This window comes from Pontimonas sp. (genome assembly GCF_031581085.1).
Classification (GTDB): Bacteria; Actinomycetota; Actinomycetes; order Actinomycetales; family Microbacteriaceae; genus Pontimonas.
Window position 1 is genome coordinate 21,287 of the sequence record NZ_JAVLBO010000015.1, and the last position, 14,222, is coordinate 35,508.

Sequence of the window (14,222 nt, forward strand, 5' to 3'; positions counted from 1 at the left end):
CGTGGCACCCCTCGACGTCACCGTCGTCTCCGCGACCGCCGAAGTGTGGTCCGGGGAAGCCGAAATGGTTGTCGCGCGCACCACGGAGGGTGAAATCGGTATCCTCGCCGGACACGAGCCCACCCTGGGTGTTCTCGCCGCCGGCGAGGTGCGCATCACGACCACGTCGGGCGAAAAGGTGACGGCGTCGGCTGACGATGGGTTCCTCTCCGTCGACAACGACCAGGTGACCATCGTGGCGGGGATGGCTGAGATTCAGTAGCGCCGATGCGCATTGTTCTGCCTCCTTCGGAGACAAAAACCACAGGTGGTCGTGACGAATCACACCTCGAGTGGGATCAGTTAGCGCTTCCTGAACTCACTTCTGTGCGTCAGGCAATTGCCGAAGACCTTGTCGCACTCGCCGCCGATGCCGAGGCCACCAAAAAGTCTCTGGGGTTGGGCGCAAAGGGCGATGAGTGGGTGCTTGCCAACCAGGAGCTCTTGAATAGCCCAGTGATGCCGGCCATTCACCGCTACACCGGGGTGTTGTTCGACGCCCTCGATGTCGAGGGGTTAAGCCCCGAGGCGAGTACTGGCATGACGGAGTCGCTGTGGCTGTTCTCGGCGCTCTTTGGACCGCTTCGGGCGGTGGATCCGATTCCCCGTTACCGGCTGTCCTTTGACTCAAAACTTCCTGGCGCGAACATCAAGTCTCGGTGGCAACCACACGCCGAGCAGATCTGGGCAGACGATTTCACCATTGATCTGCGCAGTGAGGGCTACCGAGCCCTCGCGCCGCTACCGAAGGGCACTGGGGTTTTTATCCGAGTAGTGAAGGACTTTGATCAGGCTGCTGCCGTGGGACATGCGAACAAGGGTGCCAAGGGTCGGTTGGTGCGGGATCTAGTCACGTCGAAGGCCACAATTGGTTCTGCCGATGAGCTCATCGACTGGGCGAGGAGTCATGGGTGGCGAATGGCTGACGCGCCGGGCGCGCCCGGTGAAGTCCTGCTTGCCTTGTCCTAACCGAGGACTTTTTGAAGTCTGCTCCACTGGTCGACGTTTAGTGAATACCAGACCCACGTTCCCTGTCGGTCGCGCTCTAACAGGCCCGCGTCGGTGAGGACTTTCAGGTGGTGGCTGATTGTGGGTTGACTCAACTCGACCGCTTCAGCCATGTCACAGACACAAGCTTTTGACTCGGGTTCAGAGTTTATGAGCGATAACAGTTGCAGACGGGTGGGGTCGGCAATGGCTTTGAGCACACGGGTAAGGTCTTCGGCTTGACTGCGTTCCAAAGGGACAGAGAGGCCTTTGGGGGCACAGACGGCAAGGTCAACGGGAAGACTGATGGGAATCATCGCCCCTCCATCGTGAACAATCGGTAAACCCTGGCATTATTAGACAGTCATCTATATAGATAACTGTCACAATAAGAGCCTAGCAAGCGAAAAGGATTCCGATGCCTGCCCCACTGCGTCTACTCGCCGAATTTCTCGGCACCGCTGTGTTGGTGATGGCCGTTGTTGGTTCTGGTCTGCTCGGTCAGGCCCTCTCAGCCGACCTCGGTGTGGTGATTCTGATCAATCAGCTGGCGACAGTGATGATTCTCGGTGTGCTCGTGGCGCTGCTGATGCCGGTGAGTGGTGCCCATATTAATCCGGCAGTGACACTGGTGATGGCGATACGCCGTGAAATATCGCCTGGGCTTGCCGTTGGATACGTGCTGGTGCAGCTGGCCGGTGGAGTATTCGGCACAGTAGTCGCACACGTCATGTTCGAACGCCAGGTGCTGGAGTTCAGCACCAATGATCGACTCAGCCTGGGAACATTTGTGGGGGAGGTTGTGGCGACCGCCGGTCTTCTCGCGCTGATTCTCACCGCGGTCTACCAGCAACGCAGTCATCTTCTGCCCCTGCTTGTACCCGCGTGGATTGGCGCCGCGTTCTTTTTTACTTCCTCAACGTCGTTTGCCAACCCGGCGGTCGCCCTTGGTCGAATGTTTACCGACTCTTTTTCCGGAATCGCTCCCGGTTCTGTCACGGGGTTCATTGGGGCGCAAGTTGTTGGTGCCCTTCTGGCCATCGTCCTCGTGTTGCCTTTTGCCCAAGCCCATAAGAAGGAGGTCTCATGACTGATCGCAAACCCACCGTATTGTTCGTGTGCGTGCACAACGCGGGTCGCTCGCAGATGGCCGCAGGCTATCTGCAGCACCTCGCCGGTGACCGTGTGGAGGTTCTCAGCTCAGGTTCAGCGCCGAAAGATTCTATTAACCCGGTGGCCGCTGAAGTGATGCTCGAAGAGGGCATCGACATCAGTGGCAACGAACCCAAGATTCTCACTGACGACCAAGTACAGGCCAGTGACGTGGTCATCACGATGGGCTGCGGTGATGCCTGCAAGTTCTACCCCGGGAAACGTTACGAAGATTGGGAGCTTGACGATCCCGCGGGCCAAGGCGCCGACTCTGTTCGGGTCATCCGCGACGACATCAAATCTCGCATTGAGGCGCTGATTGCCGAAATTGCCCCGGAGCAGGGCGCATGAGCGGCAACTTTGATGGGGAACGGGGGCTTCCCGGACTGTCCTTTCCGGACGAAGCGCTCAAACGCCTCGCCGAGGAACTCGCGGTGCAGTACGCCGGGGTATTTTCCCCGGAAACGGTGGGTCGCTACATTCTGGAGTCATACACCGGTTTGATGCGTACGGCGAAGTTCAAGACCTACCTGGTAACCCTCACTGCGCGGTTTGTTAAAGAGCGTCTCACCGCCCTGGCACAGACGATGGATGCTGCACCCAAGAGTGTTCCCGAAGTGCTCTTCGTGTGTGTGGAAAACGCTGGACGCTCGCAAATGGCGATGGCTCTTCTCAACAGAGTCGCCAACGGTGCGATTCATGTCCGCTCGGCAGGGTCAGCCCCGGCTGGTTCAATTTCCGAACAAGTCGTGACCGTCATGCAGGAAATCGGACTCGACCTGGGCGAGCAGTTCCCCAAACCTCTGACAGATGACGTGGTGCAGGCCGCCGACGTCGTGGTCACGATGGGGTGTGGTGACGCATGCCCGGTGTATCCCGGCAAGCGCTACATCGATTGGGACTTGCCAGACCCTAGCCTTCTGGACCTCGATGGAGTGCGCGCGGTTCGTGACCGAATTGAACAGTTAGTCACTGAACTGGCGGGTGAATTGACGGGTTCGACACCCATCACCGAGTAACCACGCCCCCGCAGGGGTGGCCATCGGGGTGATTTCTGATTTACCTCCGGTTGGGCGCGATTCGCCGAGTTGAGGACACCCCGGGGTGGTTGAGCGCGCCTCTTTTTGCTCCGAGCCGCCTCCTTAACGAAGCGCAAGTGAGTCGGGACGAAATTACCTGCCCTCATTCGCGGCAAGCAAGCATTACTTGCTCATCAGAACGACTGCCACGACTGCCAAGAAAGAAAGCACTGCCCAACGCGTGTCTCGTGGCCAAGCGCTACCGGGTGTTTTCGTGGGCAAGCAGTGCCTTCTTCGTCGCAATTCCATCGCCACCGCTGTAGCCGGTGATTTTTCCTGTTGAGCCCATGACACGGTGGCAGGGAACGATGATGGGCACCGGGTTGCCACCCACCGCGCCACCCACCGCGCGTGCGGCACCTGGGCGTCCTACCCTCTGGGCGAGCTGGCCATAGCTGGCGGTCTCGCCATACGGGATGGATTCGAGTGCTGACCACACGGCTTCCTGAAAGGGTGTGCCCTTCATGGAGACAGGAACATCAAAGGTGTGCCTGGTGCCCGCAAAGTATTCCTCCAATTGAGCCTTCGCCGCAGCCAACACGGGGTGGGCGAGGTTATGAGGCGTGGAGGCATGGCTCGGCGTTGACCCCGTATCTGAGGCGTGGCCGATTTCCAATCCGATGACTGCGTGATCGGTGGCGTGGAGTGTGAGTGTGCCGAGCGGGCTCGGCATGGTGAGGGATGCGGTGCCAGGAAAGGCACTGGGTTGCGGGTTGGCTGCGGTGTGCGCGGGGGTCTGGGTGGGTGCCATGGGGGAAGTGTAAAGCCAGGCACTGACATGGCGCCAGTAGTTCCACCGACCTGTGGATGAGCGCTTGGCGCCTAGGACGCTTGTTCGACGGTGTCGATGTCGTCTAGTTCCTCTTCTGCTTCGAGGGTGATGTTGATGCCCTGGTTTAGTTCCGTCAGTTCCTGGTTCAGCGTGTTGAGCTCATCCAGTAGCGCGTTGTATTCGTCGATCAGGCCTTCGATTTCTTGGCGCTCTGTTCGAAGTGTGTCTTGGCGCTGGATGAGGTTTGCCTGCTCCGTGTCGAAGTTTTCGGCGCCGTCGATGTCTTCCCCGTCGTTATATCGACTCACCCGGTCGTTGTAGATGGCGATATCGGCGCCGAGGATTTCGGCGTCCAATTCGTATTGGGCTTTTTTCGAATTGATCACGACGAGCCGGGCGTCGAGGTCTGCCACCAAAGAGTCCAGCTCCGCGCCGAACGAGTCGAAAATGCCATAGACCTCGGCGGCGAGGGCGACTACTCGTTGACGGTCGGTGAAATAGTTCGCGTAGTGGGCTTCGAGGGCGGCGGGCAACACTTCGGCTTCGGTGCCAAGCAGCGCGTATAGCTCGGGAATGCGGGAGTTGGGGTCGTATTCTTCGTAGCTGACAATGCGCCCGCGAAGCGGGTGCTCGTCTGGCAGTTGGGCGAAGCCTTCCTCTAACAGCACGGCGAGGTCATCTCGTGTGGCGGGGTCAAATCGGCCCCAGACGGCGTGGAGCATCTCGTGGGCGGCGATGACCGGCTCCATCGCCGAGAGTCGCTCATCGGTGACGTCGTAGAGGTAAATGCGCTGTTCTTGGAGGCGGTAACAGCCCAGCACACCGATGCCGGGTTCATCGCGGGAACAGTAGTTGTCAAACTCGAGAGCCGGGACCACTTCGGGCCGGGAGGCGTAAAAATAGATTTCACCCTCAGCGCTGAACTGGGCTTTCTCGGCGTAATCGGTGAGCTCTGCTCCGGGTTCGAACTGCAGGGCAATAGAGCGATCGGCAATCCACTGGTGGTGCTCGACCACCCAGTTGGCCGCCCACACCACACCGGCTTGGCCGGCCAGTGCCCCCACGGCGAGCAGCGCGATGACGGCCCGGCCAATCTGTGCGGGGATATTACGCGAACTCATGGGTTCACACTCTCTTGTCGGGGGAGGCGGTGTTGTGCCATCACAGCGTGCGGCGTCGTGTCCGCCGTGGTCACTACGTCGAATCTAGCTAATCCTGGCGGGCATCGCCTGGAGGGGTGGCTACGCGTTCATCACCGCAATCGACGCGTTTAAGGCCGTGGCAAAGAGTAACCACACCCAGTAGGGCACCAACAACACTGAGGCGAAGCGCTGCACGGGCCACAACACGATCACCGCGGCCAACACGACAAAATCCAACAGGACGATCCAGCCCAACGCCAACCACAGGGCGATACCACCGGCGTATTCGTAGAGGACGAAAAACAGCGGAGTCCAGGCCGCATTGAGCGCCAACTGGCCGAAAAAAAGCCCCAGCGCGCGGCGGCGCTGGGCGCTTTCTGGCTGGCGCCAGACCAGCCAACCCGCCAGTGCCATCAGGGTGTAAAGCACACCCCACAGGGGCCCAAACATCTCGTGGGGTGGATTCCAGAGTGTTTTCTCCGCCGCTGCGTACCAACCGTTCACGCTCGATAGCGTCGCAAACGCGGCAATGGCCGCGACGGTCAGGCTGGCTGCCAGAAAACCCAGCAACCCGCCCAAATCCTTGGCGAGGGTGCGCCAATCGCTCTGTGGGTCCTCCCGGGTGTGGTCAGGAGAAGATAAACCCTCACGAGACATTCGGCCGTGTCACCTTTGATCGGTCAATATGCGAAAAACGTTCAACCTCGAGGGTAAGTCCGCATTCTGGGCGATTGCCGTATATCCGCGGGGTGGCCCCGTGCCAGGTGCCCGCCGCGGTTTCCCCTCGACCTCCCCGGTCCCGCGGGTGCCACGAGGTAGCCTTCGATACGTGAGTTTGTTTGACCGTGAAGACGTGGCGCCCCCCGAGGAGTGCTCGCGCTGTGGACTGCCGGTGGCACAAACCAGTTTGTTTTGCCCCTCCTGTGGCCAATCACGGGTCAACCCCCTGCAGCGGGGAGGACCAGGAGACGACACCTCGTCTGATGCCGAACGGGCCTCTGCAGATGGCCAGGAGGGCACCCAGGAGGATGGCGGGGCGAACGGCGGCACGGCTGGTGGCACGGCTGGTGGCACAGATGGTGGCACTGGCGCCCCGCGAGCAGGCCGCGAGGCCGAGACGCAATCGCCGGAGGGCTCTACCGGAGGAGACACCCTCACTCGGGCCACCCAATGGCTGCGACGCACACTCGGTCGAGGGTTAAACGCTCCCGACCCAGAACCCATTGACCCCGACGATTCACCGCTGCTGAGCGAAGCAAAGGCAAAGAGCTATCCGGAGCGACTATCGCAGTCGTCTCGGGCCAGGGCGCGGTTTGTGTTGACCTCGACCAGTGGCGCCACCTACACCCTCGGAGAAACTCCCGGAGGTATTGGCTCGGGCGAGAGCGCGCCCGAAGGCGACCGCCTGCACTGGATTCAGATCATCGCCGAAGACCAGTCGGTCGATCCCGTCCACTTACGCTTCGGCGTGAGTGACGGAGTGTTGTGGGTCGAAGACGCCAATTCGGTGTTTGGCACCGTGGTGATCGAACCGGGCCGCGCCGCTCTGCAGTGCATCCCCTACGAGCGATACCCCCTGGTGCGCGGCTCCGAAATTCGGTTGGGCTCCGTCGGGCTCGTATTGGGCTAAGCCCCCCTCGGCGCCGCTGTCCACAGCGGCCAGAGGGCCCTATCCCGGCCACGAAACCGCCGCTCTAGGCTGTGGCCGCCGTGTCTGCAGGCTTTCCTGCAGGCTGTGACTCACCCCCCACCCCCCTCGGCCACTAGCCCTTCTCCCAGCGGGCCTTCTCTAAGCGGGCCTTCTCCCAGCAGGCCCGCGCCCCGTTTTCCCTGGTTGAGCCTGATGGCACCGCTACTGATCTCCGTGGTGATGGTCGCCGTTTTTCGCTCGCCCTTTGCCCTGATGATTGGGGTGTTGGGCCCGGTGATGGCCCTTGGCTCCTGGTGGGAGGCAAAGCGAAACCACCGCGCGGCCCTAGCCAGTGACCGAGAGGCGGAAGAATCCGCCCTGATCGAAGCGCAGGCAGCCGAGGACCAGAGGGTACGCGAGATTCGACAGGATGCCCTGGCGCGCTATCCCGCCATCGAGCAATGGATGGCAAACCCCCTGTGGCGACCAGACACCGCTGGCCACCCGGGGAGCTCTGACAGCGCCACTCTCCGCCTCGGGTTAGACCGGGTCGAACACTCCGGCCTATCCACCCCCGGCCTATCTACCCCCGGGTTATCTCGTTCTGGCCTATCCATCTCCGGAGTACCCCGGACGGTCGATATTTCCGGGGGAATCGCCGTCGTGGGTGAGGGCGTCGAGGCGAGTGCGGTCTACCGCGCCGCCGTCATCCAAGCCCTCGCACTGTGGTGCGCGGGCGACCAGGAGCGAGACCTGCGCCTGGTGTGGCCGATTGATCGTGAGGGGGCACTGCCCGGTGAGCCACCCACACCGCTAGAGCTACCGGGGGCACTGGGCCTACCGGGGGCACTGGGCCAACCGGCGAGCCAGGCCTCGGCGTCAGGTGCCCCGTGTGTGCGCCTCGAGCAGGTAGCACGCCCGGGAGAGGTTCACCCCCGTATACACACCGTGCTGGTGGTGGGCCACAGTGGCCACGCACAGCTTTTTGACCACGGCCGGCGTATCGACCAGGCGCTTCGGCCCGACCGGCTGAGTGCACCCGGGGCGCTCTGGGCGTGGCGGCGCATCGACCAGTGGCGCCTGGTGGAGCCGGAGCGAAACCGGGAGCCGGGGTCTGCCGAGGATCGAAGTGGTTTGTGGTTTTCCCTCGATGACCAGCACAGTCACGACCTCGCGACGGACGGACCGCACGCCCTGGTCTGGGGGCAAACCGGTCGGGGGAAAACCGTCCTGTTACAGCGGCTACTGCTGGATACCGCTCGCCGGTATCGCCCCGACCAATTCAGCTGCGTCCTCATCGATTTCAAGGGTGGCGCTGGGGCTTTGGGCCTTCAGGGGCTTGACCACCTCGCCGGGGTACTCACCGATTTGGAGCCCGATTCGCTTCGTCGAGTACACAGCGGTGTGGTCGCCGAAATCGCCCGGCGAGAGGCCCTCTTGGCCGACCATGCGGTAGCCGATATCAGCGAGTTGCCGGCAGAGGTGGTCTGCCCGCGGAGCATTATTGCCATCGACGAGGTCGCCCTGTTACTCGAGCGCGAACCGCGTTTTGCGGAGCTACTGGGCGATATTGCGTCCCGGGGCCGCTCCTTGGGCCTGCACCTGGTGGTCTCGGGTCAGCGGATGACCTCCCAGGTGCCCCGGAGTGTGATTGTCAACGCCGGGCTTCGATTCTGCCTGGGCGTCACCGACCCGATGGAAGCCAGGGACTATCTCCCCGGAGTTCAGGAGGCCACCATTAGGCGGCTCAGTGCGACCCCGGTGGGGACGACCCTCGCGCTCACCCTCGGTGATTCCCCCTACACCAGCCAGGTGGTGGCCCTGGGGCCACCGACTGGCACCCAGGCTGTGGCAGAAAGGCTCTGGAGCGAGTCCCTCCCCGATGTGGTCGCCCCGGTCGCCGGCGAGCTCGGTTTGATCGAACAGGCCGATCTGCAGCGCCTGTCCCCATGGGTGCCCGACGACCTGGCCCACGGTCTGGTGGTGTTAGCCGGTGATGTGGGAAGCGGCGTCGGCGAATCAATGTCGCGGGTGGTGGAGTGTGTGCCGACACACCAGGTGCCGCTCTTTCTCCCCGACGAACCCGCCGCCCTGCTCGACTCGCTCGAGGTGTTGATTAACATCGCCCAGTCCTCACACGCCCAGTCATCCCACGCCCAGTCCTCACAGGCCCAGTCATCCCACCCCCACACCGCGGCACCACAGTTCGTCGGGTCCAGCCCCCCGCCAACGGCCGAGTCTCGTGCGTCCGGGCAGGATGAGCAGCCGGCACTTCAGGTGTTTGCTCCCCGCATTGATCGGGTGTGGGCGGGCTGTTCCGAGCAGGTGCAGGCCCAATTGGCCGAGCGTCTTGTCGCTGCCGGAGCGGCGCTGTCTGAACAGCCACAGCCTGGCCGGCTTGTGATTTCCAGTCGGCCAGGCTGTGGCATTCTCCGTCCGCTTCTTCGAACAGGTGTGGAGCTCATTGTCCTGCGGATTGGCCACGCGGAGTATTTAGACCAGTGGGGCATCGACCGACGCTATTTCTCTCCCCACGCCCCACCGGGTCGGGGACTCTGGCGTGACCATCCGGTGCACTTTGCCCGGCCGGATCGTGTGGGGGCGGCCGGTGTTGATACGACCGGTGTGAATGCGACCGGTGTGAATACGACCGCTGTGGATAGGACCGGTGTTGAGCCCACTCCGGAGGGTCCAGTGACACACCCTCTGTTGGCGCGGCCGAGCCTTGAAGACGTCCTCAGTGCCCACAGCGGCGGCGTGTGTGTCTCGGCGGAGGGAGCAGATTCGACTGATGGGGCCTGGGCATCATCGGAGCGGCTGAACCAGGCGGGGTGGACACACAGCGACGTCGGCGGTGTGTTCGCCGGCGCGGGCCTCGAGGCGGCCCTCGGGGGAGCCGGAGTGATTTTGCGGGGACTCTCGCCCGCCCAGATGCGACAGGTCGTCGGCCACGAACGCGCGCCGCGTGTGAGCCCACCGGACTCGCAGGCCTGGTGGGTGCGCTCGCACACCACCAGGCTTATTGACTGGGGCCTGCCCGGTCGATAAGCCTGGTCAATAATCCCGGTGGCTTCGCGAGCTCTACAGGTGCAGGGCGGCGTCTTCGGCGGCAATGCCCAAAGCGTCACCGACGAACTGGTTGGTCAGGGCACCGGCGTGGGTGGACAGACCCGAGGCGAAGGCTGCGTCTGCTTTGAGAGCGTCCTTCCAGCCCTTATTGGCGAGCTGGCGCAGGTAGGGCATGGTGGCGTTGGTGAGCGCCGCCGTCGATGTGGCGGGGGCGGCACCTGGCATGTTCGCCACGCAGTAGTAGACCGAGTTGTGCACGGCAAACGTCGGGTCGTCGTGGGTGGTGGGTTTCGAGCCTTCGAAGCAGCCGCCCTGATCGACGGCGATGTCGACGAGCACACTGCCCGGTTTCATTTTCGAGACGAGCTCCAGCGAGACCAGTTTGGGTGCCTTGGCACCGGGGATCAGCACCGAGCCGATCACGAGGTCGGCATCGGTGACGGCGCGCTCAATTTCTAGTGAGTTGGACGCCAACGTGGTGACCCGGCCCGCGTAGAGGGCGTCGATTTCTTTCAGTCGCTGCAGGTTGGTATCCAACACGCTCACCCGCGCACCGAGTCCGACCGCGACCGACATGGCGTTCGTTCCGGCGACGCCGCCACCCAAAATGACGACGTGTGCGGGGCGGGTGCCCGGAACACCGGGGACGAGCTGTCCACTGCCACCCTGGGGGCGAAGCAGGGTGTGGGCTCCGACAATGGAGGCGAGTCGACCGGCGACTTCGCTCATGGGGGCGAGCAGCGGCAGGCCACCGCCTGGCAACTGGACGGTTTCGTAGGCAATTGCCGTCATACCGGAGTCCATGAGGGCCTTGGTCAACTCGGGCTCGGCGGCCAGGTGGAGGAAGGCAAACAGGGTGAGGTCGTCTCGAAAATGCCGGTATTCCTCGGCCACCGGTTCTTTGACTTTGACCACCATGTCGGCTTCACCCCAACATTCATCGGCGGTCTGGACAATGCGGGCGCCTTCTTGCTGGTAGGCCTCGTCGGTGATTTGGCTTCCCGCACCGGCTCCGGTTTCGACGCTGACGTCGTGTCCTCCACTGACCAGGTCTCGAACCCCAGCGGGGGTAATCGCCACGCGGAATTCGTTGTTTTTGATCTCCCGAGGAATCGAGATTTTCATTGTCTGTGCCTTTCTGTGAGGTCGTCTGGCCGGGCACCATTGCCCAGTGTCACCAGAAGACCGCCGATCACTGTTGAACCGCCACGCACTGGCTCGTCGAGCCAACCTCGTAAATTCTGCACTACTTCCGGACGAATTGCATTTACCCGGGCGAGGGCTTCGAGGACGACCGGTGTGGTCGCGCGCATCGACCCATCCAGGATCTTGACCCCCGCGGTGATTCCGCCCGGTAGTCCGATCACGACCAGCCCTTCGGCACCAATTTTCGCAATGCCCCCCAGGGTCTCGATGACCCTGGTGTTCGGTGTGTTCGCTCCCGAGAGTGCCCACGGGTGAGCGCCAATGGCGCTCACAATGCGCTTCGCGTGGGGGTCATCACTGGAGAGCAGGCGTGCGATGCCGCGGGTGAGACCGTGCAGGGTGATCGCGTGCAGGGGAGCGCCGCAGCCATCGGTGCTGGTGTGGCTGATGGTCTCCCCGGTGAACTCTTCGATGGTGTCGCGAATGTCTCGCTGCAGCGGGTGGTTCACATCGAGGTAGTCCTCCAGCGGGTCGCCCCGGTGCTGGCAGGCGGCGAGAAAGCCGGTGTGTTTGCCCGAGCAGTTCATCGCCAGGGCGCTTTGCTGGCCGCCCTCGGCGATGAGCGCGGCTTTTTCCGACACCGACAGCGGCCAGTCGGGCGGACACTGCAGGAGCCCTTCGCTTAAGACGTGGCGGGTTAAAAACGTAGAGATCGCCTCGCGGTGCTCGCGCGATCCACTGTGACTGGCGGTGGCCAGAGCGATTTCCAGATCGGTTAACTCCACGCCGGTGCGCAACACGGCGAGTGTTTGAAGGGGTTTGATCGTCGAGCGCGGGTAGACCACACGGTCAGCCCGACCCGCTTCAAAGAGGACCTCGCCGGAGCCATCAACGACACTGAGGATGCCGTGGTGAACAGACTCGGTGTGGCCGTCTCGCTCGAGAGTGGCCAGCACCGCGCTATCGTCGGCTGCCAGCCAGGTCGCCATGAGCCGGCTTAGGCCTGAGCCGCGGCGTGGCCAGTCGCCTCTTCGAGTGCTGCTTCTAAGACATCGAGGCCTTCGTGTAGCTGCTCGTCGGTGATGACCACACTCGGCAGGAAGCGCAGCACGTTTCCAAAGGTGCCGGCGGTGAGGAACAACACCCCCTGGTGCAGGGCGAACTGCTGGATGGCTTTACCGACGGCGGGTGCCGGTTCACCGGTTTCTGGGTCGTTGAGCTCGATGGCCAACATCGCGCCCTTACCGCGGGCGTCGACGACGACGTCGAAGCGCTCCACGATCGCTTCTAAGCGCGGGCGCATCACCGATTCGATGCGCTGGGCTTCAGCGAGGAGACCCTTTTTCTCGACCTGGTCGAAGACGGCGACCAGCGCCGCGGCGGCGACCGGGTTTCCCCCGAAGGTTCCCCCGAGGCCGCCCGAGTGCGAGGCGTCCATAATGTCGGCACGGCCGGTCACTGCGGCGATCGGCAGACCACCACCGATGCCTTTGGCGGAGGTGGTGAGGTGGGGGGTGATGCCAAAGTGCTCACTGGCGAAGTATTTACCGGTTCGCATCATGCCGCTTTGTACTTCGTCGGAGACGTAGACAATGCCGTGTTGTTCACACCAGTCCACGAGGGCGTTTAAGTAACCATCGGCGGGGACGATGAAACCGCCCTCACCCTGGATGGGCTCGACGACGAGGCAGGCAATCTGTTCTGCTCCAACGCGCTTTTCTAGGTGGGTAATGGTGGCTTTGGCGGCCTGCTCGCCGGTGAGGCCATCGACACTCGGGTGGGAGTTGGGGGCGTGGTGGACTGAACCGGCGAGAGGACCGAAGCCCGTGCCGTAGGGGTGCATGTTGTAGTTCATCGACGCGGTCAAGTGGGTGCGACCGTGATAGCCGTGGTGCAAAACCGCCACCTCGGTGCGACCGGTGAATTTGCGGGCAATCTTCACCGCGTTTTCCAGTGCTTCCGCACCGGAGTTCACAAAGACCGACTTTTTTGGAAAATCACCGGGGGTGTGTTCGGCCAACAGTTCAGCGGCGCGAATATACGACTCGTAGCCGACCAGACCAAAGAGGGTGTGGGTGAGTTTTCCCACCTGTTCGCGAACCGCGTCGACCACCGCGTCATTGGTGTGACCGACCGTGGTCACACCAATGCCTCCGGTGAAGTCGATGAACTGGTTGCCGTCGACATCGACCATCAGCGCGTCGTGGGCGTGGTCAATGTAAATCGGGAAAAGCTCCGAGACACCCTCGGAGACGACCTTGACGCGGCGATCGTGAAGCTCAATGCTGCGCGGTCCAGGAATTGGGGTCACAATCTTGCGATTGGTCGAGCCGGAGGCAGCGTCTGTGGCAGTGGTGGCGGGTGCAGAAGAGAGTACGTCAGTCATGCTGACCAGTGTAGACCTCAGTGCTGAGCGCTGGGAAAAATGAGCGCTGTGATCTGACCCCCGTTTTTTGGCCGGGCTCACGTGAGTTGGAGCATGGGGGCGTATAGGTTTTCGTATTCGGTTGGTGTCAGCATATCCAGTGAGGAGTGGCGTCGCTGATAGTTGTGGAAGGTGTCAATGTAGTCGACCATCTCTGTGCTGAGTTCAACAATCGTGACCCATTTTTTCCGATCGAGTAGCTCTGTCTGCATTCTGGCCCAGAAGGACTCGATCATGGCATTGTCGTAACAGTCACCGACCGTGCCGAGGCTGAGTCTGAGGCCGTATTTGTCGACGTTGCTGGTGAACGCCCAGGAGGTGAACTGGGCTCCATGGTCGGCGTGAATGATTCCCCCGGTGGCTGGTTGCCTGCTGGAGTGGGCCATGAACAAAGCCGAGTTGACCAGACTGGTCTCCGGCCGTCGATCAACCGCCCAACCGACAGCTTTCCGAGAAAACACGTCTAAGACCACGCAGGCGTAAACGGTTCCTTCTTTCGTGGGATGTTCTGTGATGTCGGTCACCCATAACCGGTTCGGCTGATTAGCAGTGAAGTTCCGGTTCACCAGGTCGCTACTGGTTCGGACGCCGATTAGGTTCCGTTTCCGGGTTTTCTTCCGAGGCAGCCCCGTCAGGCCTAAATCCGCCATTACCTTGGCAACAAGCTTGTGGTTGACCGTCAGATCCCGCTCAATGCGTAATGCTGCCTGGACTCGTCGATACCCATATGTGCCTCGAGAGTCCTCATGCACCTGGCCGATCGCATCAGCGACTAACAGGC

At 62.2% G+C, this 14,222-nt stretch carries 15 protein-coding genes; 7 read left to right on the top strand and 8 right to left on the bottom strand.

The annotated features are described in order from the left end of the window. Nucleotide 1: 1 nt before the first annotated feature. Entirely contained in the window at nt 2–262 is a 261-nt protein-coding gene (locus RI518_RS05465; RefSeq protein WP_310671470.1) for a F0F1 ATP synthase subunit epsilon, read from the top strand. Between the two features lie 5 nt (nt 263–267). Further along, a complete protein-coding gene (locus tag RI518_RS05470) occupies nt 268–1,008 on the top strand; it encodes a peroxide stress protein YaaA (protein WP_310689561.1) in 741 nt (246 codons plus the stop codon). Here the strand turns inward: RI518_RS05470 and RI518_RS05475 are convergent. Further along, nucleotides 1,005–1,343, bottom strand: a complete 339-nt coding sequence (locus tag RI518_RS05475; protein ID WP_310671472.1) for a metalloregulator ArsR/SmtB family transcription factor — start codon at nt 1,341–1,343, stop codon at nt 1,005–1,007. The genes RI518_RS05470 and RI518_RS05475 overlap by 4 nt on opposite strands. A gap of 101 nt (nt 1,344–1,444) precedes the next feature. Here RI518_RS05475 and RI518_RS05480 point away from each other — a divergent pair, with 101 nt between their 5' ends. Genes RI518_RS05480 through RI518_RS05490 form a run of 3 tightly spaced genes read left to right on the top strand, consistent with a single transcriptional unit; the run spans nt 1,445 to nt 3,197 of the window. Beyond that, a complete protein-coding gene (locus tag RI518_RS05480) occupies nt 1,445–2,116 on the top strand; it encodes an MIP/aquaporin family protein (RefSeq protein ID WP_310671473.1) in 672 nt (223 codons plus the stop codon). Next, a complete protein-coding gene (locus tag RI518_RS05485; protein ID WP_310671475.1) occupies nt 2,113–2,529 on the top strand; it encodes an arsenate reductase ArsC in 417 nt (138 codons plus the stop codon). The genes RI518_RS05480 and RI518_RS05485 overlap by 4 nt, the downstream gene beginning before the upstream one ends. Next, nucleotides 2,526–3,197 carry an arsenate reductase ArsC gene (locus RI518_RS05490; RefSeq protein ID WP_310689562.1) on the top strand — a complete coding sequence of 224 codons (672 nt, stop codon included), beginning with the start codon at nt 2,526–2,528 and terminating at the stop codon, nt 3,195–3,197. Before RI518_RS05485 ends, RI518_RS05490 begins: the two co-directional genes overlap by 4 nt. Before the next feature lie 259 nt (nt 3,198–3,456). On the opposite strand, the gene RI518_RS05495 is transcribed toward RI518_RS05490, so the two are convergent. The 3 genes from RI518_RS05495 to RI518_RS05505 form a co-directional block, all read right to left on the bottom strand. After that, the gene (locus RI518_RS05495) at nt 3,457–4,008 is read right to left on the bottom strand and encodes a methylated-DNA--[protein]-cysteine S-methyltransferase (RefSeq protein ID WP_310671477.1); all 552 of its coding nucleotides are present in this window, start codon (nt 4,006–4,008) and stop codon (nt 3,457–3,459) included. A 71-nt stretch (nt 4,009–4,079) separates the two neighbouring features. Further along, complete coding sequence (locus tag RI518_RS05500; RefSeq protein ID WP_310689563.1) at nt 4,080–5,150, bottom strand: hypothetical protein; 1,071 nt, start codon at nt 5,148–5,150, stop codon at nt 4,080–4,082. Nucleotides 5,151–5,270: 120 nt separating this feature from the next. Then, on the bottom strand, nt 5,271–5,828 hold the full coding sequence (locus tag RI518_RS05505; RefSeq protein WP_310671479.1) for a TspO/MBR family protein: 558 nt from the start codon (nt 5,826–5,828) through the stop codon (nt 5,271–5,273). Between the two features lie 172 nt (nt 5,829–6,000). On the opposite strand from RI518_RS05505, the gene RI518_RS05510 reads away from it, so the two are divergent. Beyond that, nucleotides 6,001–6,801: a hypothetical protein gene (locus RI518_RS05510; RefSeq protein ID WP_310671480.1), complete on the top strand. Its 801-nt coding sequence runs from the start codon at nt 6,001–6,003 to the stop codon at nt 6,799–6,801. A gap of 213 nt (nt 6,802–7,014) precedes the next feature. After that, nucleotides 7,015–9,849, top strand: a complete 2,835-nt coding sequence (locus RI518_RS05515) for an FtsK/SpoIIIE domain-containing protein (RefSeq protein ID WP_310689564.1) — start codon at nt 7,015–7,017, stop codon at nt 9,847–9,849. 33 nt (nt 9,850–9,882) lie between these two features. Here the strand turns inward: RI518_RS05515 and ald are convergent, their stop codons facing one another. The 4 genes from ald to RI518_RS05535 form a co-directional block, all read right to left on the bottom strand. Next, complete coding sequence (ald, locus tag RI518_RS05520; protein ID WP_310672409.1) at nt 9,883–10,995, bottom strand: alanine dehydrogenase; 1,113 nt, start codon at nt 10,993–10,995, stop codon at nt 9,883–9,885. Then, nucleotides 10,992–12,005 carry an asparaginase gene (locus tag RI518_RS05525; protein ID WP_310672410.1) on the bottom strand — a complete coding sequence of 338 codons (1,014 nt, stop codon included), beginning with the start codon at nt 12,003–12,005 and terminating at the stop codon, nt 10,992–10,994. Before RI518_RS05525 ends, ald begins: the two co-directional genes overlap by 4 nt. Nucleotides 12,006–12,013: 8 nt before the next feature. Then, nucleotides 12,014–13,402 carry a 4-aminobutyrate--2-oxoglutarate transaminase gene (gabT, locus tag RI518_RS05530; RefSeq protein ID WP_310672411.1) on the bottom strand — a complete coding sequence of 463 codons (1,389 nt, stop codon included), beginning with the start codon at nt 13,400–13,402 and terminating at the stop codon, nt 12,014–12,016. Nucleotides 13,403–13,479: 77 nt separating this feature from the next. After that, nucleotides 13,480–14,220, bottom strand: coding sequence for an IS3 family transposase (locus RI518_RS05535; RefSeq protein WP_310689565.1), 741 nt, complete (start codon nt 14,218–14,220; stop codon nt 13,480–13,482). Nucleotides 14,221–14,222: the final 2 nt, after the last annotated feature.

Bases quoted from the DNA above. Each gene is read 5' to 3' on its own strand.
- RI518_RS05470 (WP_310689561.1), top strand. From the start codon at position 268: ATGCGCATTGTTCTGCCTCCTTCGGAGACAAAAACCACAGGTGGTCGT.
- RI518_RS05475 (WP_310671472.1), bottom strand. From the start codon at position 1,343: ATGATTCCCATCAGTCTTCCCGTTGACCTTGCCGTCTGTGCCCCCAAA.
- RI518_RS05480 (WP_310671473.1), top strand. From the start codon at position 1,445: ATGCCTGCCCCACTGCGTCTACTCGCCGAATTTCTCGGCACCGCTGTG.
- RI518_RS05485 (WP_310671475.1), top strand. From the start codon at position 2,113: ATGACTGATCGCAAACCCACCGTATTGTTCGTGTGCGTGCACAACGCG.
- RI518_RS05490 (WP_310689562.1), top strand. From the start codon at position 2,526: ATGAGCGGCAACTTTGATGGGGAACGGGGGCTTCCCGGACTGTCCTTT.
- RI518_RS05495 (WP_310671477.1), bottom strand. From the start codon at position 4,008: ATGGCACCCACCCAGACCCCCGCGCACACCGCAGCCAACCCGCAACCC.
- RI518_RS05500 (WP_310689563.1), bottom strand. From the start codon at position 5,150: ATGAGTTCGCGTAATATCCCCGCACAGATTGGCCGGGCCGTCATCGCG.
- RI518_RS05505 (WP_310671479.1), bottom strand. From the start codon at position 5,828: ATGTCTCGTGAGGGTTTATCTTCTCCTGACCACACCCGGGAGGACCCA.
- RI518_RS05515 (WP_310689564.1), top strand. From the start codon at position 7,015: ATGGCACCGCTACTGATCTCCGTGGTGATGGTCGCCGTTTTTCGCTCG.
- ald (WP_310672409.1), bottom strand. From the start codon at position 10,995: ATGAAAATCTCGATTCCTCGGGAGATCAAAAACAACGAATTCCGCGTG.
- RI518_RS05525 (WP_310672410.1), bottom strand. From the start codon at position 12,005: ATGGCGACCTGGCTGGCAGCCGACGATAGCGCGGTGCTGGCCACTCTC.
- gabT (WP_310672411.1), bottom strand. From the start codon at position 13,402: ATGACTGACGTACTCTCTTCTGCACCCGCCACCACTGCCACAGACGCT.